This is a genomic window from Novosphingobium sp. G106, assembly GCF_019075875.1.
In the GTDB taxonomy this organism is placed as follows: Bacteria; Pseudomonadota; Alphaproteobacteria; order Sphingomonadales; family Sphingomonadaceae; genus Novosphingobium.
Genome location: NZ_JAHOOZ010000001.1, coordinates 1410951 through 1432443, shown reverse-complemented (window position 1 = coordinate 1432443; position 21493 = coordinate 1410951). Strand labels below are relative to the sequence as shown.

The window sequence follows — 21493 nt, the reverse complement described above, 5'->3', positions numbered from 1 at the left end:
CGCAATCCGCCGATAAAACGGTCCGTCCGATGCCGGTGCTCAGATCGTGGAGTAGCGCACCGACACGGTTTTGCGCGAGCGGCGCAGCGCGGCGCCGGTCAGGCCGATGCCGGCGATCATCATCGCCCAGGTCGCGGGTTCCGGCACGTTGTTGGTGATCGTCAGCGTGAAATTGCCGCGCGTGCTGAGGCCGTCCATCTGATAGACGCCCGGCGCGAAGCTGGGCGCGCCTTCGGTGCCCGAATAGATCTGCGCGCTCGCGGCGTCGAACAGCCAGGTGAACGGATCGCCGTTGTCCGAGATCAGCAGGCCGCCACCGACGCTGCCGATGAAGAAGGTGAGATCGGCGAAGCCATTGCTCGAGTCCGCGAACCCGGCGACGTGGGTGATCGCGAAGTTGTATCCGTCGGTGATGTACAGCGGATCGGGGATCGGATTGGAATCGATCCGGAAGATCGCGTTGTAGTCGCCGGTGATGACGAAGTTGAGCTCCGTCGCCTGTGCGGGCGCGGCGAAAGCGAGAGCAGCGGCGGCAGCGCCGAGAGTGGTGAGCAGCTTCATGGAATCCCCAATCCAGAATGATTGAGGCAGCGTTAACTACTGCACGTTGCGGTTCTGTGTCGGTCCCCGCTGCCGCCGTGATTCCTCAGGCCAGCGCGGCCTTCACCAGCCCGCTCGCCTTGCTCATGTCAAGCTGGCTGCCGTGGCGCGCCTTGAGCTCGGCCATCACCTTACCCATGTCCTTGATGCCCGAAGCGCCGAGTTCGGCCTTGATCGCCTCGATCGCTGCGGCGGTGTCGGCTTCGCTGAGCTGCTGGGGCAGGAAGTCCTCGATCACCACCAGTTCGGCGGCTTCGGCATCGGCGAGTTCCTGGCGGCCGCCCTGTTCGTAGAGCGCGATCGATTCGCGGCGCTGCTTGACCATCTTCTGCAGCACTTCGACCACCAGTGTGTCGTCGTCGGGCAGGCTCGCGGCGGTCCGCAGCTCGATGTCGCGGTCCTTGAGCTTGGCGAGGATGAGGCGGACAGTGGCGAGGCGGGGCTTGTCGCCGGCTTTCATGGCGGTGACCTGCGCGGCCTTGATCGAATCGCGGAGCATTTTCCTGGTAATCCTGTATCAGAAGCGAGTGTTCGCCGCAGGGGAGCGGCGGAATTGGCGTATCTAGTCCCCCGTTTCATTTTTTCCTAGGTTGACGCACTGCACCATGGGGTCTAGCGGCCGGGCCTTAGCACCTATCGCTGGAAAACCTCTCAACGGAGCGCCCCATAATGGCCGACGCCGCCCTTTCGCACGCGCCACAACCCAAAGGCGCAACCGGCGTTCTGGTCCTAGCGGATGGTCATGTTGCCTGGGGCCGCGGTTTCGGCGCGGTCGGCCAGTCGGTGGGCGAAGTCTGCTTCAACACCTCGATGACCGGCTATCAGGAGATCATGACCGATCCGTCCTATGCGGCGCAGATCGTCACTTTCACCTTTCCGCATATCGGCAATGTCGGGGTCAACGACGAGGACCTTGAATCGCAGGTCGACGGCGCCGTCGGCTGCGTTGTGCGCGAGGACCTGACCGCGCCGTCGAGCTTCCGCTCGCGCGGTGAGTTCGGCGACTGGCTCAAGACCAAGAACAAGATCGGCCTGTCGGGCATCGATACCCGCGCGCTGACCCGCCGCATCCGCCTGTCGGGCGCGCCCAATGCGGTCATCGCGCATGATCCCTATGGCCAGTTCGACATCCCGGCGCTGATCAAGCGCGCGCAGGACTGGCCGGGCCTCGAAGGCATGGACCTCGCCCGCGTCGTCTCGCGCACGGCGAACGAGGGCTGGGAAGGCGGCGTCTGGACGCTGGGCAAGGGTTTTGCCCGCAGCCCGCGCGATACGCGCCCGCATGTCGTCGCGATCGACTACGGCGCCAAGGACAACATCTTCCGAAACCTGGTGAAGGCCGGCGCGCGCGTCACCGTGGTGCCAGCGCAGACCTCGCTCGAAGCGATCCTCGCGCTCGAACCTGCCGGCGTGTTCCTGTCGAACGGCCCGGGTGATCCGGCCGCGACCGGCGCCTATGCCGTGCCGGTGATCCAGGCGCTGCTCGAACGTAACGTGCCGATCTTCGGCATCTGCCTCGGCCACCAGATGCTCGGCATCGCCGCGGGCGCGACCACGACCAAGATGCACCAGGGCCACCGCGGCGCGAACCATCCGGTCAAGCGCCTGTTCGACGACGTGGTCGAGATCACCTCGATGAACCACGGCTTCGCGGTCGACAACACGAACCTGCCCGACACCGTGATCGAGACCCACGTCTCGCTGTTCGACGGCTCGAACTGCGGCCTCGCGGTCAAGGACAAGCAGGCTTTCGGCGTACAGTACCACCCCGAGGCCAGCCCCGGCCCGCAGGACAGCTTCTACCTGTTCCAGACTTTCGTGGAGATGTTGAAGTGAGCCTCACCGAACTCGAACAGCACGTCTATGCCTACTACGTCGCGACCGATGCCGCGCAGTTCAGCGCCGCGCCGCGGTTCTATCCGCATGGCGAGCTGACGCTGATCTTCGCCGACAAGGTCCAGGTGGCGACGCGCAAGTTCGGCCGTCCGGTCCATTCGAAGGCGAAGGCCGCGGCCGTGGCCCTGGTCGACCGGCTGATCGAAGTCGGTGCCTATTCGACCAAGCAGAACGAGTTCGGCGGCTCGATGCACCAGTTCCAGGAGCCTGCCTACAAGGCCTTTCTCAAGGCCGAGCGCGAGAGTGATCCGATCCTCGTCCAGGCAGAAGCCGAGGGTCCCGAGTTCTGGGAAGCGGCATTCGCGCGGTTGTCGGCTTGAGATGATCCGCAGCCTCGCTTCCCTTCCGGTCATCCTGGCAGCCAGTGCGAGCGCGGCTTGCGCTGCGCCTGCGGACTTCGTCTGCAATGGGCAGGACGCACGCGCCGTGCTCGCCGCGATGAAGCGGAGCGGGGCGGACCTCGGCCAGAGGCGTGAGGCGAACTTCTATTTCTACGGGGAGGAGGGCCGCATGCCGGCGCTCGAAACCCGGCTCCGACAGCTCGGCTTCGCCACGCGGTCGACCAATACCGATCCGGGGCGCATCGCCACGATCGAGGCGGTCACCGACGAGGCCTGGCTCGGCACGATCATCCCCAAGGTCTGCGCGGCCGCGCAGGACCTCGGCATTCAATACGACGGCTGGGAAGCATCGCTTCCCGAGGCCCAGAGGAAGCACTAATGCCCAAGCGCACCGACATCTCCTCGATCCTCGTCATCGGCGCGGGTCCCATCGTCATCGGCCAGGCCTGCGAGTTCGACTATTCGGGCACCCAGGCGATCAAGGCACTGCGCGAGGAGGGCTATCGCGTTGTCCTCGTGAACTCGAACCCCGCGACGATCATGACCGATCCGGACATGGCCGACGCAACCTATGTCGAGCCGATCACGCCCGAGATCGTCACGCGGATTATCGAGAAGGAGCGCCCCGACGCCGTCCTGCCGACGATGGGCGGCCAGACTGCGCTGAACACCGCGCTGGCGCTGTTCAACGACGGCACCTTGGAGAAGTACGGCGTCAAGATGATCGGCGCCGATGCCGACGCAATCGACAAGGCCGAGGACCGCCAGCGCTTCCGCGAGGCGATGGACAAGATCGGGCTGGAATCGGCGCGTTCGGGCGTTGCCCACAATGTCGAAGAGGCCTTCGCCGTGCTTGAGCGCACGGGCCTGCCTTCGATCATCCGTCCCAGCTTCACGCTCGGCGGCACCGGCGGCGGCGTCGCCTACAACAAGGCCGAGTTCGAAAAGATCGTCCGTTCGGGCCTCGATGCCTCGCCGACCACCGAGGTGCTGATCGAGGAAAGCCTGCTGGGCTGGAAGGAATACGAGATGGAAGTCGTGCGCGATCGCCACGACAACTGCATCATCATCTGCTCGATCGAGAACGTTGATCCCATGGGCGTCCACACCGGCGACTCGATCACGGTCGCCCCGGCGCTGACGCTGACCGACAAGGAATACCAGATCATGCGCAATGCATCGATCGCGGTCCTGCGGGAAATTGGCGTTGAAACAGGTGGTTCGAACGTACAGTTCGCAGTTAATCCGAAGGATGGCCGCCTGATCGTCATCGAGATGAACCCGCGCGTGTCGCGCTCGTCGGCGCTGGCCTCGAAGGCCACGGGCTTCCCGATTGCGCGCGTCGCGGCCAAGCTGGCGGTCGGCTATACGCTCGACGAAATCACCAACGAGATCACCGGCGCCACCCCGGCGAGTTTCGAGCCGACGATCGACTACGTCGTCACCAAGATCCCGCGCTTCGCCTTCGAGAAGTTCAAGGGCGCCGAGCCACTGCTCAGCACCGCCATGAAGTCCGTCGGCGAAGTCATGGCGATCGGGCGGAATTTCAAGGAATCGATGCAGAAGGCGCTGCGCGGTCTCGAGACCGGGCTCGACGGCTTCAACCGCGTGATCGAGCTCGAAGGCGCGAGCCGCGACCAGATTACCGCGGCGCTCGCCCGGCAAACGCCGGACCGGCTGCTGATCGTCGGCCAGGCCTTCCGCGAGGGCTTCACGGTGGACGAGATCAACGCGGTCACGGCCTACGACCCCTGGTTCCTGCGTCACATCGAAGAGATCATCGCCGAGGAAGCGCAGGTCCTGGAGCACGGGCTTCCGCTCGATGCGGCCGAACTGCGCCGGCTCAAGGCGATGGGCTTCTCGGACAGGCGCCTGGCCAATCTGGCCGTCCGCTCGGTTGGTGTCGCCGGCGGTCTCGGCGAGACGCGTGCGCGTAAGCACGGCCTGCTGCACGATGCATTGAAGGCCATGGCCGGCGCGACGAGCGAAGACGAAGTCCGCGAGCTGCGTCAGAAGCTCGGCGTCCATCCCGTGTTCAAGCGCATCGATAGCTGCGCCGCCGAGTTCGAGGCGGTCACGCCCTACATGTATTCGACCTACGAAGCACCGATGTTCGGCGAGCCGGAGAACGAGGCCGCGCCCAGCGATCGGCGCAAGATCGTCATCCTCGGCGGCGGCCCCAACCGCATCGGCCAGGGCATCGAGTTCGACTATTGCTGCGTCCATGCCTGCTTCGCGCTGGCCGAGGCCGGCTACGAGACGATCATGATCAACTGCAACCCCGAAACCGTGAGCACCGACTACGACACCTCGGACCGGCTCTATTTCGAGCCGCTGACCGCCGAGGACGTGCTCGAGATCCTGCGCGTCGAGCAGCAGAACGGCGAACTCGTCGGTGTCATCGTCCAGTTCGGCGGGCAGACCCCGCTCAAGCTGGCCCAGGCGCTCGAAGACGCCGGCATTCCGATCCTCGGCACTTCGCCCGACGCTATCGACCTCGCCGAAGACCGCGAGCGCTTCGCAGCGCTGGTCGAGAAGCTGGGCCTGCGTCAGCCTGAGAACGGTATCGCCCGTAGCCGCGACGAGGCCGTGGCCGTCGCCTTGCGCATCGGTTTCCCGGTGCTGATGCGCCCCAGCTATGTGCTCGGCGGCCGGGCGATGGAGATCGTCGACAGCGTGGCGCAGCTCGACGACTACATCACCACCGCGGTCCAGGTCTCGGGCGACAGCCCGGTGCTAATCGATCAGTACCTGCGCGATGCGATCGAATGCGACGTCGACGCGCTCTGCGACGGCCAGCAGGTCGTCGTTGCCGGCGTCATGCAGCACATCGAGGAAGCGGGCATCCATTCGGGCGACAGCGCCTGCACGCTGCCGCCCTACAGCCTGTCGGCCGAGATCATTGCTGAGATGGAACGCCAGGCCGAGAAGCTGGCCTTCGCGCTGGGCGTCAAGGGTCTGATGAACATCCAGTTCGCGGTGAAGGACGGCCCAGAGGGACAACAAGTCTACCTGATCGAGGTCAACCCGCGCGCCTCGCGCACCGTGCCTTTCGTCGCCAAGGCGATCGGCCAGCCGGTCGCCAAGATCGCCGCGCGCGTCATGGCGGGCGAGAAGCTGGCGACCTTCCCGCCGTTCAAGCGCGATCTGCCCTATATGGCGGTCAAGGAAGCCGTGTTCCCCTTCGCGCGCTTCCCTGGCGTCGATCCCGTGCTGTCGCCCGAGATGAAGTCGACCGGCGAGGTCATGGGCATCGACCTCGATTTCGCCACGGCTTTCGCCAAGTCACAGCTCGGCGCGGGAACCATCCTGCCGCAGGGCGGCACGGTCTTCGTTTCGGTCAAGGACACCGACAAGCCGGTGATCCTGCCCGCCGTGCAGAGGCTCATCGAGCTCGGCTTCACGATCGTCGCCACAGGCGGCACGCAGCGTTATCTCGCCGATGCCGGCCTGCCGGTGGAGCGCGTGAACAAGGTTGCCGAAGGCCGACCGCACATCGTCGACCGGATCATCGACGGCGAAGTGACGCTGATCTTCAACACGACCGAGGGCTGGCAGAGCCTCAAGGACTCGCAATCGATCCGCGGTTCGGCGCTGCACGGCAAGGTGCCGTACTTCACCACGGCGGCGGCATCGGTTGCCGCTGCCGAAGCTATCGCAGCTCTGCGCGGCAGCCAGCTTGAAGTGCGTTCGTTGCAAGCCTATTATAACTGAATCGATAGCTCCCCCCGGAAATGTCAACGGACGGCCCGTTACCTTGTGGAACGGGGGAGTGGCTTAGTCGCTGATCAGGGAGCGACCAGGAGGTAGATTGAATATGGCGAGTGTCGAGAAGCTGCCGATGCTGGCGGAAGGCTATGAAAAGCTGATCGCCGAGCTGAAAGCGCTGCGTGAGGAGCGGCCCGTGATCGTCGACGCGATCGAGGAAGCACGCGCCCACGGCGACCTTTCCGAAAACGCGGAGTACCACGCGGCCAAGGAGCGCCAGGGCCAGGTCGAGGCGATGATCGGCGATCTCGAGGATAAGGTCAGCCGCGCCAACATCATCGACCCGGCCAGCCTTTCGGGCGACCGCATCATCTTCGGGGCGACGGTGACGCTGCTCGACGATGACGACAAGCCGGTGCGCTACCAGATCGTCGGGCCCTATGAGGCTGATGCGAAAATCGGGCGGATCAGCTACAATTCGCCGCTGGGCAAGGCGATGATCGGCCGCAAGGTCGAGGACGAGATCGAGGTTACCGTGCCCTCGGGCGACCGCTTCTACGTCGTCGAGAAGATCGAGTTCATCTGATCGCTTGTGTCCCCGCGCAGGCGGGGACCTCGGGCATTCATTGCTGGCTTTGGGCCGCCTGAGACCCCCGCCTGCGCGGGGGCTCAGCGCTTCAGGCCTCCGGCAATTCCGGCTGCAGCAGCCGGTGCAGATGGACGATCACATAACGCATCTCGGCATCGTCGACCGTGCCCTGGGCCTTGGCGCGCCAAGCCTCCTCGGCAGCGGCGTAGTCCGGAAAGATGCCCACGAGGTCCATCTTCTCCAGGTTGACGAAATCGAGGCCCTGCGGATCGCTGACGCGGCCGCCCATCACGAGGTGGAGTTTCTGCATTCTGTGGGTCAGTCCTGGGGAGGAAACGGACCTTCCCTGTACTATTGTGCAGGTGCGAAGAGCAAGGGGTCAGCCGCGCAATTTTCCTGCGAGCTCGACCGCCTTGCGCAGCAGCCGCTGTGCCGCCTCGCTGGCATTGTCGACGGCTTCCTCGGCCGGCCCGCGCAGATTGCCGGCCTTTTCCACCAGGACTTCGCCCTGGCGGCGCAGCCCGGTGCCCGCATCTTCGGCACGTTCCATGGCCTGACGGCCGAGCGCCATGCTCGCGGTGCCTGCCACTTCGGCCAGAGTCAGTGCATGGCGCGCCAGCTTGCGTCCCGAGCCGCGCGACAGCAGAGCCCCCGCGACGAGTCCGAGAGCGATGCCGCCGGCGACGACCAGGCCCGGATGCTCGCGGGCGAAATCGGTGACGGCTTTCCCGGCTTCTTCGACCTTGCGCTCGGGCAGCTTCACGACATTGGTCTCAGTCATCGTCATTCCTTTCGTCGTCATCTTCTTCGTCGTCATCATCGCCGCGCTCCCAGAGGCGGGTAGCAAGGCCGACGATTGGGCCACGCAAGAACCAAAGCGCGATTGCCGTTAGGGTTCCGGCGATGATGCCCTTGTTCTCGTTCGCTATCTCGGCCGCGTCGGCAACCACTTCGCCCGCGCGGTCGGCGATCCGGCCGCCGATACCCCGCGCCGCGAGGTCTTCGCGCACTTGGGCGAGCTGCAGCTGCAACGCGTCATGTGCTGCATTCCGCGTGGCCTTGGCTCGTTCGAGCGCCTCGCCCATTAGTCGGCACTCCCGTTGGACAGCGCCCGGACCATGCTCTTCCATTGCCGCGTCGCAACCAGTGCGCAGACCAATGCCACGATCACCAAGCCGCTGAAGACCGCCAGCGTCGCTCCCAAGGCGCCGAGCAACGGTGTGAGAGCAATGACCAGACCTACGGTCAGCGCCACCAGAGAGAAGAATAGTAGCACCAGTGCCAGACCGCCCAGCAGGGCGATCCACTTTAGTCGGCCCGCGGCATAGAGCCCGCGCGCCTTCTGCAGCTCGACTTCGGCCTGGGCGAACGCCAGCCCGCGATCGACCAGCCCGCGCAGATCGTCCTCGAGATGGCGGTGCCGTGCCGCCTCGCCGGCCACGACGGCCGGCTGATCTTCATCCTCGTCCATAAACAAACGCCCCGCTGCGTAGGCGTCAGTCGCTCGATCCCCGCAGCAGGCGTGCGATCAGGAAGCCGCCCACTGCAGCCATGCCGATCGCGAGGCCTGGGCTCTGGCGAACGAATTCCTTGGCATCGTCGGCGAGGTCGTCGAGACTCTTCTCGTCGAGGCGCGCCGAGACGTCCTGCAGGGACTGCGCAGCCGAACGGGCATAGTCGCCGTATTTCGCGCCGACCTTGTCGTCGATCAGGCCGGCATTTTCGGATACGAGCTTGCCGAGCCCGGAGATTGCCTCGCTCGCGCGCGCCTTGCCTTCGTTGGCATAGCCGGTGGCCTTTTCCTTGGCCTGGGCGGTCCATTCGCCACTCTGCGACGTCACTTTCTCACGATAGAGATCGGCGCGCTCCTGCGCTTCCTTGCCCAGAGCCTGGGCGCCGGCCTTGGCCTCTTCGATCGCCTTGGCGAAGCGCTCCTTGGCCGGCTTCTCGCTCGTGGTTCCCGGAGTTGCGAGAGTCTCGTCCATGTCTTCTATCCTCCTTGGGCACCAGCGCCGTTAGCGCGATTCTGAACCTTGTGCCCTCAATGTAACACAAGTCGCACGACAAAGCTGCAACGCGGCTTGCCTGCCAAAGTTCCCCTGCTAAGGACGCCGAAAGTCTTCGCAGCTGCACCATTCAGGAGAAACCAGCATGACCGCCATCATCGACATACACGGCCGCGAAATCCTGGACAGTCGGGGAAATCCCACTGTGGAAGTCGACGTTCTGCTCGATGACGGCAGCTTCGGCCGCGCCGCCGTGCCCTCGGGCGCCTCGACCGGTGCGCATGAAGCGGTAGAGCTGCGCGATGGCGACAAGTCGCGCTTTCTCGGCAAGGGCGTACTGAAGGCGGTGGACGCCGTGAACGGCGAGATTCGCGACACGCTGCTCGGCCTCGACGGCGAGGACCAGCGCGACATCGACCTGACCATGATCGCGCTCGACGGCAGCGAGAACAAGAGCCGCCTGGGCGCGAACGCCATCCTCGGTACCAGCCTGGCGATCGCCAAGGCTGCGGCCGCGGCGCGCGGCCTGCCGCTCTATGCCTATGTCGGCGGCGTTTCGGCGCATGTCCTGCCGGTGCCGATGATGAACATCATCAACGGCGGCGAGCATGCCGACAACCCGATCGACTTCCAGGAATTCATGGTCATGCCCGTCGGCGCGCCGACGCTGGCCGAGGCCGTGCGCTGGGGCGCCGAAATCTTCCACACGCTGAAGAAGGGCCTGCACGAGAAGGGCCTGGCGACTGCCGTGGGCGACGAGGGCGGCTTTGCTCCGAACATCGCCAGCACCCGCGCCGCGCTGGACTTCATCGCCGCCTCGATCGAGAAGGCCGGCTTCAAGCTGGGCAGCGATATCAAGCTGGCGCTCGACTGCGCCGCGACCGAGTTCTTCAAGAACGGCAAGTACGAGATCAGCGGTGAAGGTCTCTCGCTCTCGCCGGTGCAGATGGCGGACTATCTGGCCGACCTGACCACTGCCTATCCGATCATCTCGATAGAGGACGGCATGGGCGAGGACGATTTCGAGGGCTGGAAGGCGCTGACCGACAAGATCGGGAACAAGGTCCAGCTCGTCGGCGACGACCTCTTCGTGACCAACCCGAAGCGCCTGACCATGGGGATCGGCAAGGGCCTGGCCAACTCGCTGCTGGTGAAGGTCAACCAGATCGGCACGCTGACCGAGACGCTCGAAGCCGTCTCGATCGCGCAGCGCAATGGCTACACCGCGGTCATGTCGCACCGTTCGGGCGAGACCGAGGATTCGACCATCGCCGACCTCGCCGTCGCCACCAACTGCGGCCAGATCAAGACCGGCTCGCTCGCGCGGTCGGACCGGCTTGCCAAGTACAACCAGCTCATCCGTATCGAGGAAGAGCTGGGTGACGCCGCCGAATATGCCGGCGAGGCCGCCTTCGGCCGGCTTGCCGGGTAATCCTGCGCAGCCATTGCCCGGGCGAAAAATTTCGCCTCTATTGGCCCCAGGCTAATGGGGAAAAGGGCAGTGGCGACGTCATCTAGCGGGGAAGCACGGCGCGTTGGCTGGCGCGAGCGCTTCCTCGATAAGGTCGAACGGCTCGGCAATGCCTTGCCTGATCCCGTGGCTTTGTTCGCTGGGATCGTCGTTCTGCTGATGGCGGTGTCGGCGCTGGGCGCAGCGCAGGGCTGGTCGGCGACCAATCCGGTCACCGGCGAGATCCTGGTGGCCAAGAGCCTGCTGTCCGAAGCCTCGATCCGCCAGTTCTTCACCGAGATGCCCAAGACCTATACCGGCTTCCCGCCGCTCGGTCTGGTGCTCGTGCTGATGCTCGGTGCCGGCGTGGCCGAGCAATCGGGGCTGATCACCGCACTGCTGCGCCGACTGACGGCGCGGATACCGCCCCGCTGCTGGCGCCCGTGATAATCCTGCTGGGCATGCTGACGACCCATGCGGTCGACGCCGGCTATCTCGTCTATGTCCCGCTTGCCGGACTGGTCTTTGCCCAGGCGGGGCGCAATCCCGTGCTCGGCATCGTTCTGGGCTTCGTCGGCTGCGCGACCGGACTCGCGGGCAATCTGGTGCCTGGCCAGTACGACGTGCTGATCCTGAGCATCACCCAGACCGGCGCGCATCTGCTCGTGCCGAAGTGGGAGATGAATCCGCTGGGCAACTGGTGGTTCATCGTGGCGATCGCCACGACCTTCATCGGCCTGGGTTGGCTCATCACCGCGCGCATCATCGAGCCCCGCCTGGGGCCGTGGCAAGGAAGCGGCGAAAGCGCATCGACCGATCAACCGGTGCTGGGGCCTGTCGAAAAGCGGGGGTTGAGGGCGGCAGGGCTGGCGGCGCTGGTTTTCGTCGGTGTGGTCGGGCTGCTGATGCTCAATCCCGCCTATTCGCCGCTCTACGACCGCGCGGCGCCGCCGGGGCAGCAGATCGTGCCGTTCTATCGCGCCCTCGCCGGCTTGCTCCTGGTCTTCTTCCTCGTCACGGGCTGGGCCTATGGCAAGGCCGCGGGAACGATCGCCGGCCACCGCGACCTCGTCGCCATGATGGCCAAGGGGCTCGAAGGCGTGCTCCCCTATCTGGTGCTGGTGTTCTTCGCCGCGCACTTCGTCGCGATGTTCGGGTGGTCGAACCTCGGCTCGATCACGGCGATCCGGGGCGCAGCGCAGCTGCGCGCGCTCGACGCACCGCCGGCGCTGCTGCTGCCGCTGCTGACAACGGCATCGGCCTGGCTCGATTTCCTGATAGCGTCGGGCTCGGCCAAGTGGACCGCAATGGCTCCGGTCGTCGTGCCGATGTTGATGCTGCTCGACGTGTCGCCCGAGATGACGACGGCGGCCTACAGGGTCGGTGACACCGTCACCAACCTGATCTCGCCGCTCAATCCCTATTTCGTGCTGACGCTGATCTTCTGCCAGCGCTGGGTGCCGTCGATGCGGCTTGGTACGCTGCTGTCGGCAACGCTGCCCTACAGCGTAGCATTCTACCTCGCCGGGTCGGCGCTGACCGCGGCCTGGGTGGCGTTGGACTTGCCGCTCGGACCCGGCGCCAAGGTGACCTACAGCATGCCGGGCAGTTTGCCGGGCCGGCCTTAGACCGCGGGCGAAAATTCCCGAGTCAGCCGCTCGACCTGCGCGGCATCGAGCTCGAGCCGGGCAGAACCGATCAGGTCCGCGAGTTGCTCCTTCCGGCTCGCGCTGGCGACGGGCGCGGCGACGGCGGGCTGGGTGCGCAGCCAGGCGAGCGCGACCTGTGCGGGCGTGGCACCGGTCTCGGCCGCGATCTGGTCGAGCACCGGCAGCATCGCCCATCCGCCGTTCTCGGCGAATTCACGCGCGCCACCACCTCGCGACGTGCCCTCCAGGTCTTCGGGCTTGCGGAACTTGCCCGAAAGAAAGGCCGAAGCCAGGCCGTAATAGGGCAGCACCGCGATGCCGCGCGCGATGCAGAGGTCCTGTAACGCGCCTTCGAATTCGTGACGCCAGACCAGATTGAACTTGGGTTGCAGCACCGTGAAGGGCGTCATGCCCATGCGGTCGGCCAGCTTGGTGATCGCGCCGAGGCGCTCGGCCGTATAGTTGGACGCACCGAGCTCGCGCGCCTTGCCGGCCTTCACCAGATCGTCGTAGCCCGAGATCACCTCGTCCAGCGGCGTGGTCTTGTCGTCGCGGTGGGCATAGTAGATGTCGACATAATCAGTGCGCAGCCGTTCCAGCGAGCCTTCGATCGCCGCAGCCACCTTCTCGGGCTTCAGCGCATAGGGCGGCCCACCCATACCGGTCTTGGTGGCGATCAGCATGTCCTTGCGGACGCCGCGCAGTTCCATCCACTCGCCGATGATGGTCTCGGATTCGCCGCCTTTGTTGCCGGGTATCCACGACGAATAGCCCTCGGCGCTGTCGACCATCCGGCCGCCGGCCTCGTAGAAGGCGTCGAGGATCTCGAAGCTCTGATCCCGGTTCAGCGTCCAGCCGAAGACATTGCCGCCGAAGCAGAGCTTGATGCCGCCGATTGCCGGGTGTGCGTTACCGGGATGCGCTTCAGCCACCGAATTTTTCCTTCAATGCGAGCAGTGCCAGCGCCGCCTTGGCCGCTTCGCCGCCCTTGTCCTTCTGGCTCGGATCAGCGCGGACGATGGCCTGCGCTTCGTTCTCCACGGTAAGGATGCCGTTGCCGATGGCAATCCCGTCCATGGTCAGCGCCATGATGCCGCGCGCAGATCGCCGGCGACGATCTCGAAGTGATAGGTCTCGCCGCGGATGACCACTCCGATCGCGACGAAGCCCTCATAGTCGCCGGTCTGCTCGGCCAGCGCGATCGCACCCGGAATTTCCAGCGCGCCGGGCACGGTTATCACGTCCGCCTTGTGCCCTGCGGCCTTGATCGCCGCCTTGGCTCCGGCGATCAGCATGTCGTTGAGGTGATCGTAAAAGCGCGCTTCGACGATGAGAAACTTGCCCAAATTCAGTCTCCTGGAATGCCTTCACGGACTAATGTGCCGCCCTGGTAACGTATGTCTTCGCTGACGTCGCGTATTGCCCACTCCGGCGGCCGGAGCGCGCGAAGCCCAGCATCGTCGGGCCATTCGATCTCTAGCAAATGCAGCCCGTCAAGCGCCCCCGAAAAGCGATCGTAGCTGAATTCGCGGCCGTCTACCTGGATGTGATACCGGCGCTTGGTCAACGTCCTCGCAGGTAGGGCGGCGAATACGGCAAATTCGGCCTCATCGAGATAAGCGGTCACGATTGGCCGCGCCAGCGGATCGGCTGCCTCGTACTTCTTGGTCAGCTTCACGGCGGTGACCTCGCTGGCGCTGTGCGTTATCCGGCGCAGACGGCATCGCGTGCCATCGATGTAGCGGTCCTCAACCAGAACATGTTCGGCTGCCGCCAAGTCGGGCAGGCCGAGCGGATCGACCAGCCAGCGCCGCTCACGCTCGGCATGCGCATACTTCGGCGAGCGCGTTTCGTCCGCACCGGTGCGCAGCGTCATGGCCGTTAGACGACTGCCCGTTCGCCGACGATCGACAGGCCGTAGCCTTCGAGCGCGACCAGCGAATGGTGCGTGTTGGTCAGCAGGATCATGTCGTGCACGCCGAGCTCGGTGAGGATCTGGGCGCCCACGCCATAGTCGCGCAGCTCCTCGAGCGGCGGCGCCATCTCGCCGGCGCGGACGCTGGCCTTGATCTCCATCGAGCGCGACATCAGCCGCTGCATGGGCCGGTTGATGACGACGATCACGCCGGCGCCTTCTTCGCCGATGAGTTCCATCGAGCGGTGGAGCAGTTCGCCGCGGTCGCTTTCCTCGCCATAGATATCGGCGAAGATCGACAGCGTGTGCATTCGCACCAGGGTCGGCTTGTCGGCGGAGGGCCGGCCCTTGACCAGAGCCATCGTCTCGTCGCCGGTGGCCTTGTTGTAATAGGTCACGGCGCGCCAGTCGCCGCCCCAACGGCTCTTGAAAGCGAGTTCGGCCTTCTTGACGACGAGGTGGTCGTGCTTGCGGCGATAGGCGATCAGGTCGCGGATCGTGCCGATCTTGAGGTCGTGCATTCGCGCAAAGCCGACCAGGTCTTCGAGCCGCGCCATGGTGCCGTCGTCGCGCATGATCTCGCAGATCACGCCCGAGGGGTTGAGCCCGGCGAGGCGCGAGATGTCCACTGCGGCCTCGGTATGGCCCGCGCGGACCAGAACACCGCCGTCGCGCGCGCGCAGCGGGAAGACGTGGCCGGGCGTGACGATATCGTCGCGGCCCTTGCTGCCGTCGATCGCGACGCTGATCGTGCGGGCGCGGTCGCCTGCGGAAATGCCCGTGGTGACGCCCTCGCGCGCTTCGATCGAGATGGTGAAGGCGGTCTCGTGCCGCGTGCCGTTGTGGCGGCTCATCAGGTCGAGGCCGAGTTGCTCGACGCGTTCGCTGGTCAAGGTCAGGCAGATCAGGCCGCGGCCGTGGGTGGCCATGAAGTTGATCGCCGAAGGCGTTGCCATCTGCGCGGGGATGATGAGGTCGCCCTCGTTCTCGCGGTCCTCGTCGTCGACGAGGATGAACATCCGGCCGTTGCGCGCCTCGTCGATGATCTCCTCGATCGGAGCCAGCACCGGGCGGTCGTCATTGGCGAAGAGGAAGCGTTCGAGTTTGCCGAGCGTTTCGGTCGTGGGATTCCACCCGTCTTCGGTACAGTCGCGCAGCGTGTTGGCGTGGAGGCCTGCGGCGCGGGCGAGGCCAGCCTTGGACATGCCCCCGTCGACGACGAGCTGGCGGACACGATCGATCACATTGCCTGACATAAAGCGACTCGCTGATCACATTGAAATGTGATGATGAGGTGCGCCTTCACATTGCCGATGTCAATCGCCCTTGAACTCCGGCTTCCGCTTCGCCAGGAATGCCTCCACGGCTTCGGCGTGGTCAGCAGTCGTATGCGCCGCGGCCTGCATCGCGGCGGCCATTTCGAGCAGGCTGGCGAGGTCGCTGCGCCGACCCTCCCAGAGCAGCCGTTTGGTCATGCGCACGGCATGCGAAGGATTGGCGGCGATCCGACGGGCGAGGGCGCGTGCCGCATCCATCAGTTCGGCATCGGGCACCACCTTCGAGACAAGACCGCAGGCTAGCGCTTCTGCAGCGTCGATCATATCGCCGGTCAGCGCCATTTCTGCGGCCTTGGACCAACCGATGACGCGCGGCAGGAGCCAGGAGCCGCCGTCGCCGGCGATCAGGCCCAGCTTGACGAAGCTCTCGGCGAACTTCGCGCTCTCGCCGGCGATGCGCAGGTCGCACATGCAGGTGAGGTCGCAGCCGGCGCCGATCGCTGCCCCGTTGACCGCGGCGATCACCGGTACCTCCAGTGCCGCGAAAGCGAGCGGCAGGCGCTGTACGCCGCGCTTGTAGCCGATCCGCGTCTTGACCGGCGTGCCGGCGTTGACGCTACCACCAGGCTTCATCTCGTTGATGTTGCCGCCCGACGAGAAGCCCTTGCCGGCGCCGGTGAGGATGGCGACGCGCGCCGCCGGATCGGCTTCGAGCCGCTCGAGCGCGGCGAGCAAACCGTCGATCACCTCGCGGTCGGTGATGGGATTGCGCAGCTCGGGCCGGTTGAGCGTCAGCGTGACGATGCCCTCATCGTCGGCTTCGTAGAGGACCGCATCGGTCAAGTTCGTTCTCCCGTTGTCGCGGAGGCGATAAGGGCAATGTCGGTAGACGCCAAGCCTTGACGGCGGCATCGGTGGGCGAGCAGACTTCCATCACACCTGTCGAAAGGAAAGACCATGGGAGAGTTCAATCGCGCCGAGGGCGTGGCGATCGTGACCGGCGCGGCCGGCGGCATGGGATCGCATTGCGCACGATTGCTCGGCGAGGATGGCTGGCCCGAACTGCTACTCTGCGATCTCGACGAAGCGCGGCTCGGCCCCGTGGCCGAAGCGCTGCGTGCCAAGGGCGCCAAGGTTGAGTTGCTGGGCGGTGAGATCACCGATCCCGCCTTCACCGAGCGACTGCTGGCCAAGCTTGGTTCGCGGTCGATCGGCGCGGTCATCCACACGGCGGGCGTCTCGCCGGCCATCTTCGGCGACAAGGACAAGCTGCTCGAGATCAACCTCGACGCCACCCAGGCGATCGTCGACGCGGTTAAGCCGCGCATGGCCGAAGGCGGCGCGGTGGTGCTGTTTGCCTCGATGGCGAGCTATTTTCCGATCTCGCCCGAAGCCGACGCCGCTTTCGAAGCGCCGCTGCCGGCGGGCGGAACGGCGGAGCTGCGCCATCTCGTGCCGAACGAAGGCGCGGCCTATACGCTGTCGAAGCGTGCGGTGCGGGCGATCGCCAAGCGCGAGGCCAAGAGCTTCGGTGACCGCAAGGCGCGCATCGTCTCGATGTCGCCGGGCCTTATCGATACGGCGATGATGGCGGGGGAGAAGAACCCGCAGACCGAAGCCATGCTGGCCGGCGCTGCGCTGACGCGGCTCGGTCGGCCCGAAGAACTGGCGGCGGCGGCAGTCTACCTCGCTTCACCGCGGGCGGGCTTCGTCACCGGTTGCGATTTGCGCGTCGATGGCGGCGCGCTGTCTTCGTTGGGGATCTAAGGAAAAAGCCCTCCCGGATGGGGAGGGCTTTCGATCACATGCCCTGGACGATGAAGGCGCGGTAGTCCGCGGCCTTCAGCCGGTGCGGCAACGCCTTCTGATAGCCGGGGCTGTTGTACCAGGCCTGGGCTTCCTCGATGCTCGGGAATTCGAGCATGACGCCGCCGTCGGGAACCGTGCCCTCGACGGCGACCATCTCGCCATAGGCCACCAGCGGCTTCATCGCGTAGGGCCGATCGTCGTTCGGCTCGCGGTTCTTGCGCTGGTATTCGGCCATCTCATCCGCGTCGTGCACAGGCTCGTCGCGAATGAGGATCATGTAGGCGGGCACGGCGCTCAGCCCTGCTTCTGGGCGCCACCCATCATCTTGCTGATGTCGACCTGGCCGGTGGTGAGGCCGCCCATGAAGCCGCCATCGACCGGCAGCACGACGCCGTTGACGACGCCGGCGGCATCGGAGTTCAGCAGGACCAGCGGGCCGGCCTGCTCGGCGGCGGTGGTGTAGCGTCCGAGCGGCTCGGCGGCGGCGTCGACGATGTCCTTGCCCGAGGTCGCGTGGAAGGTCGCCATCATCGGCGTCTGCGTAGGCGAGGGCAGCGAGCAGTTGATGCGGATCCCCTTCTTGATCAGCTGCGCGCCCATGAACTGGGTCCAGACGATCACGGCTTCCTTCGAGAAGGCATAGCCCTCGGCGACCTGGTCCATATGCGCTTCGGCCCAGGCGACGGCGGCGTCGAAGCCCTGGACCTGGAGCAGTTCCATGTGCGTCGGAATGCGGCGGCTCCAGCCGAGGCCGCCGGTCGAGGCGATCGAGACGATGGCGCCGCCCTGGCCCATCAGCGGCAGGACGGTGTCGGTCAGGTGGCGGGTGCCGATGAAGTTGACCTTGAAGGTGTCCATCGGCGGGAAGGCGCCGCCGCCAGCGAGGCCGGCGCAGTTGAACAGGCCGTCGACCTTACCGCCGATCTTGGCGACACCGGCTTCGATCGAAGCGGCGTCGCGCAGGTCGATCTGGTTGAACGAGGCGAGGGGAAGCGTCGATTCCTTGAAGTCGAGCCCGTGCACTTCGGCGCCGAGATCGAGCAGGATCTTTGCGGTCGCCTCGCCCATGCCCGAGAAGCAGCCGCTGACGATGACGCGCTTGCCCTTGTAGCCCAGAATATCGCTCATGATGTCGTTCCTCTCGCCGGAATATCGCTCGGAAAACCAATGCGCGCGGTCATGACGCGAGAGCGCGCGGCCGGCAACCGGGGAAAGGCGTGATCGCAGGGGCGATGGTGAAAATCCTCCCCATCCGGCCGTCCGAATGGGGAAGATCGAAGTCGCTACAGCCTGACGTTGGCCGGCCGCGAATTGTCCTTCTGCCGGAGCCCGAGCTGCTCGCGCGCCTTGGCGCGAATGTAGGCGTGGATCTGGCGAATCTGTTCGTCGGTCAGCGTGTCGAACTTCGGCATGCCGTTCTGCATCAGCGCGCCGCTGCGCAGCAGCTGCTTGAAGCTTTCGAGATCGAGCGCGATGCCCGATTCGCGCAGGTCCGGCCCGGGCGTGCCGGTCGCCTGCATGCCGATGCCATGGCAGGCGGCGCAGGCCACCGAGGCCTGCTTGCCGGCCTGGACGTCGGCCTCGTTGAGCACGAGCTTGGGATCGTCGACCGCGTGGACCTTCATGTCGGGGCCGGGCGTGGGCGCGAGCTTGGCCGTGCCGCCGATCGCGAAAGTCAGCAGCCGGCGCGGCTGCTGGCCGTACTTCCAGCCGACGTTCATGAAGTCGCCATAGGCCGCCGTTGTGCCGCCGTAGCCGACCAGGACCGAGACATACTGCTTGCCATTGACGCTGTAGCTCATCGGTGCGGCGATGATGCCGAGGCCGGCGTTGAACTGCCAGACGTTCTTGCCACTCTTGGCGTCATAAGCGTTGAACGTGCCTTCGGCCGTGCCCTGGAACACTAGGCCGCCGGCTAGCGCCAGCGTGCCGCCGTTCCACAGGTTCTTGTTCTCGACGCGCCAGGCTTCCTTCTGCGTGACCGGATTCCAGGCGACGAGATAGCCGTGGCCGTCGCCGGGCTTCTGGACGATCGGCTCGAGCAGCAGGCCCATGACGTTGAACGCGTTCTCGCTGGCCTTGCCATTCTTGGCGAAGCGCGCGCCGATCTGCTGGATCGGGATATAGACCAGGCCGGTGCGCGGGCTGTAGCTCATCGCCTGCCAGTTGTGCCCGCCGATCGTACCCGGCCAGATCTCGGTCAGGCCCGTCTCGTAACGGATGTTCGGATACTCGTTGGGCCGACCCGTTTTCATGTCGATGTCTTTGGCCCAGTTGATCACCGTGGTCTTGCCGGGCTGGTTGATCAGCTTGCCGGTGTCGCGGTCGAGCACATAGAAGAAGCCGTTGGTCGGCGCGTGCATCAGCACCTTGCGCGGCTTGCCGTCGATATTGAGCGTCGCCATCTGGATGTTGGGCGTCGCCTTGTAGTCCCAGCTGTCGCGCTGGTTTTCCTGGTAGTGCCAGAGGTACTTGCCTGTCGTGGCGTCGAGCGCGACGATCGAGCTGGTGTAGAGGTTGTCGCCCTTGGGATCGCCGGGATCGCGGACCAGCGGGTCGTAGGCGCCGGCATTGCCCGCGCCGATGTAGACGCGGTTGGTTTCGGGATCGAAAGTCATCCCGTTCCAGGCGGTGCCGCCGCCGCCGCCGTGCTTGGTGAAATCGGCGCCCCAGGTCTTGGCCGCGGCTTCCATCGCCGCATCGCCCTTGTTCTGCTCGGCGGTGCCCGGCGTGGTGAAGAAGCGCCAGAGCTGCTTGCCGGTATTGGCGTCGAAGGCGGTGACGAAGCCGCGCGCGCCGAAGTCGGCGCCGCCGTTGCCGATGATCACCTTGCCGTTCATCACGCGCGGCGCGCCGGTGCTGATGTTGAGATTGCCCGGCGGGATCGAATCCGCTTCCCAGAGCTGCTTGCCCGTCGCGGCGTCTAGCCCAAACACGCGGCCGTCGAGCCCAGCGACGAAGACCTTTCCGTTCTCGTAAGCGACACCGCGGTTGGCGCCGAACGAGAAGTGCATCTTGTCGGGATTGTGCTTCCAGGTCTCGGGATCGAACTTCCACAGCAGCTTGCCGCTGGCCGCGTCGACCGCATAGACTGCGGCATAGGAACCCGAGAAATAGAGCTTGCCGTCGACCGCGAGCGGCGTGCCTTCGAGCGTGACCTCGCCGGGCAGATCGAGCGACCAGGCGAGACCGAGCTTGTCGACGTTGCCGGTGCTGATCTCGGTTAGCCGGCTGTAGCTCGATCCGTCGTTGGCACCGCCGACCGTCGGCCAGTTCTTGTCTGCGCCGACGCCGGCCTCGGGCTGGGCGGATTCACCGCCGCCCTTGGTGCAGGCCGCGGTCAGAATCGCCGCGCTGGCGGCGGCAGCAAGAATCGTGAATTTCAGGCGGCGCATCGGCCTCTCTCCCTAACGTTTTGCGTACTCTCTACCGGTTTTTGCGCCACTGTAAATCACATGGCTAAGGTTTTGGTCAGCAGAGCCGCAGAAGCATTTCCGCGGTCTTCTCGGGCTCTGTGATCATCAGGTCGTGTCCGGTGTCGATCTCCCAGACGTGGTCGCCGACGTGATAGCGATCGAGCGACTCGCCGACGCGCTTCTCCAGCGTTGCCGGGCAGTTGATCACTGTACGGGGCAGCGCGGCGACCGCCGCGGGATCGACCAGCCGCAGCTTGTCGGTGAAGGCACGCCACGGGTGCGGTTTCAGCCGGTCGCGCATCCAGGCCCAGTCGGCCGCGTCGGTGACGCCGTAGATCGCATAGGCGACGGGATCGTCGGGCCAGAGCACCAGTTCCATGCCGTCCACCACCTTCATCTCGTCGCGCATCATGGCGAGCGCGGGGGTGACGTCATGGAGGGACTCGCCGTCGTAGAGGATTGCCGCGTCGAGATAGACGAGCTGGCCGACGCGATCCCGCGCCCTGTCGGCCGTGCCGGTGATGACGATGCCGCCATAGGAGTGGCCGGCGAGGATCACGTCGTGCAGGTCTTCATGCTCGAGCAGGCTGACGACGTCGGCGATGTGCGTGTCGAGCCCGACCTCGGGTGTCAGCAGATGCGAGCGCTCGCCAAGGCCGGTCAGCGTGGGCGTATAGACCTCGTGCCCCTGCGCGCGCAGCAGCCGCGCTAGCCGCTGATAGCACCAGCCGCCGTGACCGGCGCCGTGGACCAGGACGTAAGTGGCCATGATGTCTCCTCCCGCAGTTCCCACGCAAGCTTGACCCGCAGGCCGGCTTGGCATTCAATCCGACGCAT

At 65.6% G+C, this 21493-nt stretch carries 22 protein-coding genes and 2 pseudogenes; 8 read left to right on the top strand and 16 right to left on the bottom strand.

Annotated elements, in window-relative coordinates; translation table 11 throughout:
* Positions 1 to 39 precede the first annotated feature (39 nt).
* Together KRR38_RS06800 and KRR38_RS06795 are read right to left on the bottom strand one after the other, a co-directional pair.
* Entirely contained in the window at positions 40 to 561 is a 522-nt protein-coding gene (locus KRR38_RS06800; protein ID WP_217399877.1) for a PEPxxWA-CTERM sorting domain-containing protein, read from the bottom strand.
* 85 nt (positions 562 to 646) lie between these two features.
* Positions 647 to 1099: a GatB/YqeY domain-containing protein gene (locus tag KRR38_RS06795; protein ID WP_217399875.1), complete on the bottom strand. Its 453-nt coding sequence runs from the start codon at positions 1097 to 1099 to the stop codon at positions 647 to 649.
* Positions 1100 to 1269: 170 nt separating this feature from the next.
* Here KRR38_RS06795 and carA point away from each other — a divergent pair, with 170 nt between their 5' ends.
* The 5 genes from carA to greA all read left to right on the top strand — a co-directional run bounded on the left by carA (position 1270) and on the right by greA (position 7131).
* Entirely contained in the window at positions 1270 to 2436 is a 1167-nt protein-coding gene (gene carA, locus KRR38_RS06790; RefSeq protein ID WP_217399873.1) for a glutamine-hydrolyzing carbamoyl-phosphate synthase small subunit, read from the top strand.
* Positions 2433 to 2816: a hypothetical protein gene (locus KRR38_RS06785; RefSeq protein ID WP_217399871.1), complete on the top strand. Its 384-nt coding sequence runs from the start codon at positions 2433 to 2435 to the stop codon at positions 2814 to 2816. Before carA ends, KRR38_RS06785 begins: the two co-directional genes overlap by 4 nt.
* A gap of 1 nt (position 2817) precedes the next feature.
* Complete coding sequence (locus tag KRR38_RS06780) at positions 2818 to 3216, top strand: ribonuclease E inhibitor RraB (protein ID WP_217399869.1); 399 nt, start codon at positions 2818 to 2820, stop codon at positions 3214 to 3216.
* Entirely contained in the window at positions 3216 to 6551 is a 3336-nt protein-coding gene (carB, locus tag KRR38_RS06775) for a carbamoyl-phosphate synthase large subunit (RefSeq protein ID WP_217399867.1), read from the top strand. The genes KRR38_RS06780 and carB overlap by 1 nt, the downstream gene beginning before the upstream one ends.
* Before the next feature lie 103 nt (positions 6552 to 6654).
* Positions 6655 to 7131 carry a transcription elongation factor GreA gene (gene greA, locus KRR38_RS06770; protein WP_217399860.1) on the top strand — a complete coding sequence of 159 codons (477 nt, stop codon included), beginning with the start codon at positions 6655 to 6657 and terminating at the stop codon, positions 7129 to 7131.
* A 91-nt stretch (positions 7132 to 7222) separates the two neighbouring features.
* Here greA and KRR38_RS06765 read toward each other — a convergent pair whose 3' ends face one another.
* The 5 genes from KRR38_RS06765 to KRR38_RS06745 form a co-directional block, all read right to left on the bottom strand.
* Positions 7223 to 7444 carry a DUF4170 domain-containing protein gene (locus KRR38_RS06765; protein WP_217399857.1) on the bottom strand — a complete coding sequence of 74 codons (222 nt, stop codon included), beginning with the start codon at positions 7442 to 7444 and terminating at the stop codon, positions 7223 to 7225.
* A gap of 69 nt (positions 7445 to 7513) precedes the next feature.
* Positions 7514 to 7915, bottom strand: a complete 402-nt coding sequence (locus KRR38_RS06760; RefSeq protein ID WP_217399855.1) for a hypothetical protein — start codon at positions 7913 to 7915, stop codon at positions 7514 to 7516.
* On the bottom strand, positions 7908 to 8219 hold the full coding sequence (locus KRR38_RS06755) for a hypothetical protein (RefSeq protein ID WP_217399853.1): 312 nt from the start codon (positions 8217 to 8219) through the stop codon (positions 7908 to 7910). The genes KRR38_RS06760 and KRR38_RS06755 overlap by 8 nt, the downstream gene beginning before the upstream one ends.
* Positions 8219 to 8605, bottom strand: coding sequence for a phage holin family protein (locus tag KRR38_RS06750; RefSeq protein WP_217399851.1), 387 nt, complete (start codon positions 8603 to 8605; stop codon positions 8219 to 8221). The genes KRR38_RS06755 and KRR38_RS06750 overlap by 1 nt, the downstream gene beginning before the upstream one ends.
* A gap of 25 nt (positions 8606 to 8630) precedes the next feature.
* Positions 8631 to 9119, bottom strand: coding sequence for a hypothetical protein (locus KRR38_RS06745; protein ID WP_217399849.1), 489 nt, complete (start codon positions 9117 to 9119; stop codon positions 8631 to 8633).
* Positions 9120 to 9285: 166 nt separating this feature from the next.
* On the opposite strand from KRR38_RS06745, the gene eno reads away from it, so the two are divergent.
* A complete protein-coding gene (gene eno, locus KRR38_RS06740) occupies positions 9286 to 10572 on the top strand; it encodes a phosphopyruvate hydratase (RefSeq protein WP_217399847.1) in 1287 nt (428 codons plus the stop codon).
* 54 nt (positions 10573 to 10626) lie between these two features.
* Positions 10627 to 12218, top strand: a pseudogene (locus KRR38_RS06730) (AbgT family transporter).
* On the opposite strand, the gene KRR38_RS06725 reads toward KRR38_RS06730, so the two are convergent.
* From KRR38_RS06725 to KRR38_RS06705, 5 genes and pseudogenes are all read right to left on the bottom strand, one after another.
* Positions 12215 to 13171, bottom strand: a complete 957-nt coding sequence (locus tag KRR38_RS06725; protein ID WP_217399841.1) for an aldo/keto reductase — start codon at positions 13169 to 13171, stop codon at positions 12215 to 12217. The pseudogene KRR38_RS06730 and the gene KRR38_RS06725 overlap by 4 nt on opposite strands.
* A pseudogene (gene ribH, locus KRR38_RS06720) lies at positions 13164 to 13585 on the bottom strand (6,7-dimethyl-8-ribityllumazine synthase). The gene KRR38_RS06725 and the pseudogene ribH overlap by 8 nt, the downstream one beginning before the upstream one ends.
* Before the next feature lie 2 nt (positions 13586 to 13587).
* Positions 13588 to 14115 (bottom strand): hypothetical protein, encoded by a 528-nt coding sequence (locus KRR38_RS06715; RefSeq protein ID WP_254514671.1) that lies wholly within the window; start codon positions 14113 to 14115, stop codon positions 13588 to 13590.
* A 5-nt stretch (positions 14116 to 14120) separates the two neighbouring features.
* Positions 14121 to 15410 carry a 3,4-dihydroxy-2-butanone-4-phosphate synthase gene (gene ribB, locus KRR38_RS06710; protein WP_217399839.1) on the bottom strand — a complete coding sequence of 430 codons (1290 nt, stop codon included), beginning with the start codon at positions 15408 to 15410 and terminating at the stop codon, positions 14121 to 14123.
* 60 nt (positions 15411 to 15470) lie between these two features.
* Positions 15471 to 16274 carry a crotonase/enoyl-CoA hydratase family protein gene (locus tag KRR38_RS06705; protein WP_254514670.1) on the bottom strand — a complete coding sequence of 268 codons (804 nt, stop codon included), beginning with the start codon at positions 16272 to 16274 and terminating at the stop codon, positions 15471 to 15473.
* A gap of 114 nt (positions 16275 to 16388) precedes the next feature.
* Between KRR38_RS06705 and KRR38_RS06700 the strand changes: the two genes are divergently transcribed.
* Positions 16389 to 17198 (top strand): SDR family NAD(P)-dependent oxidoreductase, encoded by an 810-nt coding sequence (locus tag KRR38_RS06700; RefSeq protein ID WP_217399835.1) that lies wholly within the window; start codon positions 16389 to 16391, stop codon positions 17196 to 17198.
* Positions 17199 to 17232: 34 nt separating this feature from the next.
* On the opposite strand, the gene KRR38_RS06695 is transcribed toward KRR38_RS06700, so the two are convergent.
* The 4 genes from KRR38_RS06695 to KRR38_RS06680 form a co-directional block, all read right to left on the bottom strand.
* A complete protein-coding gene (locus KRR38_RS06695) occupies positions 17233 to 17529 on the bottom strand; it encodes a DUF1330 domain-containing protein (RefSeq protein WP_217399833.1) in 297 nt (98 codons plus the stop codon).
* Between the two features lie 5 nt (positions 17530 to 17534).
* Positions 17535 to 18368 (bottom strand): coniferyl-alcohol dehydrogenase, encoded by an 834-nt coding sequence (locus KRR38_RS06690; RefSeq protein WP_217399831.1) that lies wholly within the window; start codon positions 18366 to 18368, stop codon positions 17535 to 17537.
* 155 nt (positions 18369 to 18523) lie between these two features.
* Positions 18524 to 20635 carry a PQQ-dependent dehydrogenase, methanol/ethanol family gene (locus tag KRR38_RS06685; RefSeq protein WP_217399829.1) on the bottom strand — a complete coding sequence of 704 codons (2112 nt, stop codon included), beginning with the start codon at positions 20633 to 20635 and terminating at the stop codon, positions 18524 to 18526.
* A 76-nt stretch (positions 20636 to 20711) separates the two neighbouring features.
* Entirely contained in the window at positions 20712 to 21425 is a 714-nt protein-coding gene (locus tag KRR38_RS06680) for an alpha/beta fold hydrolase (protein WP_217399827.1), read from the bottom strand.
* Positions 21426 to 21493 lie beyond the last annotated feature (68 nt).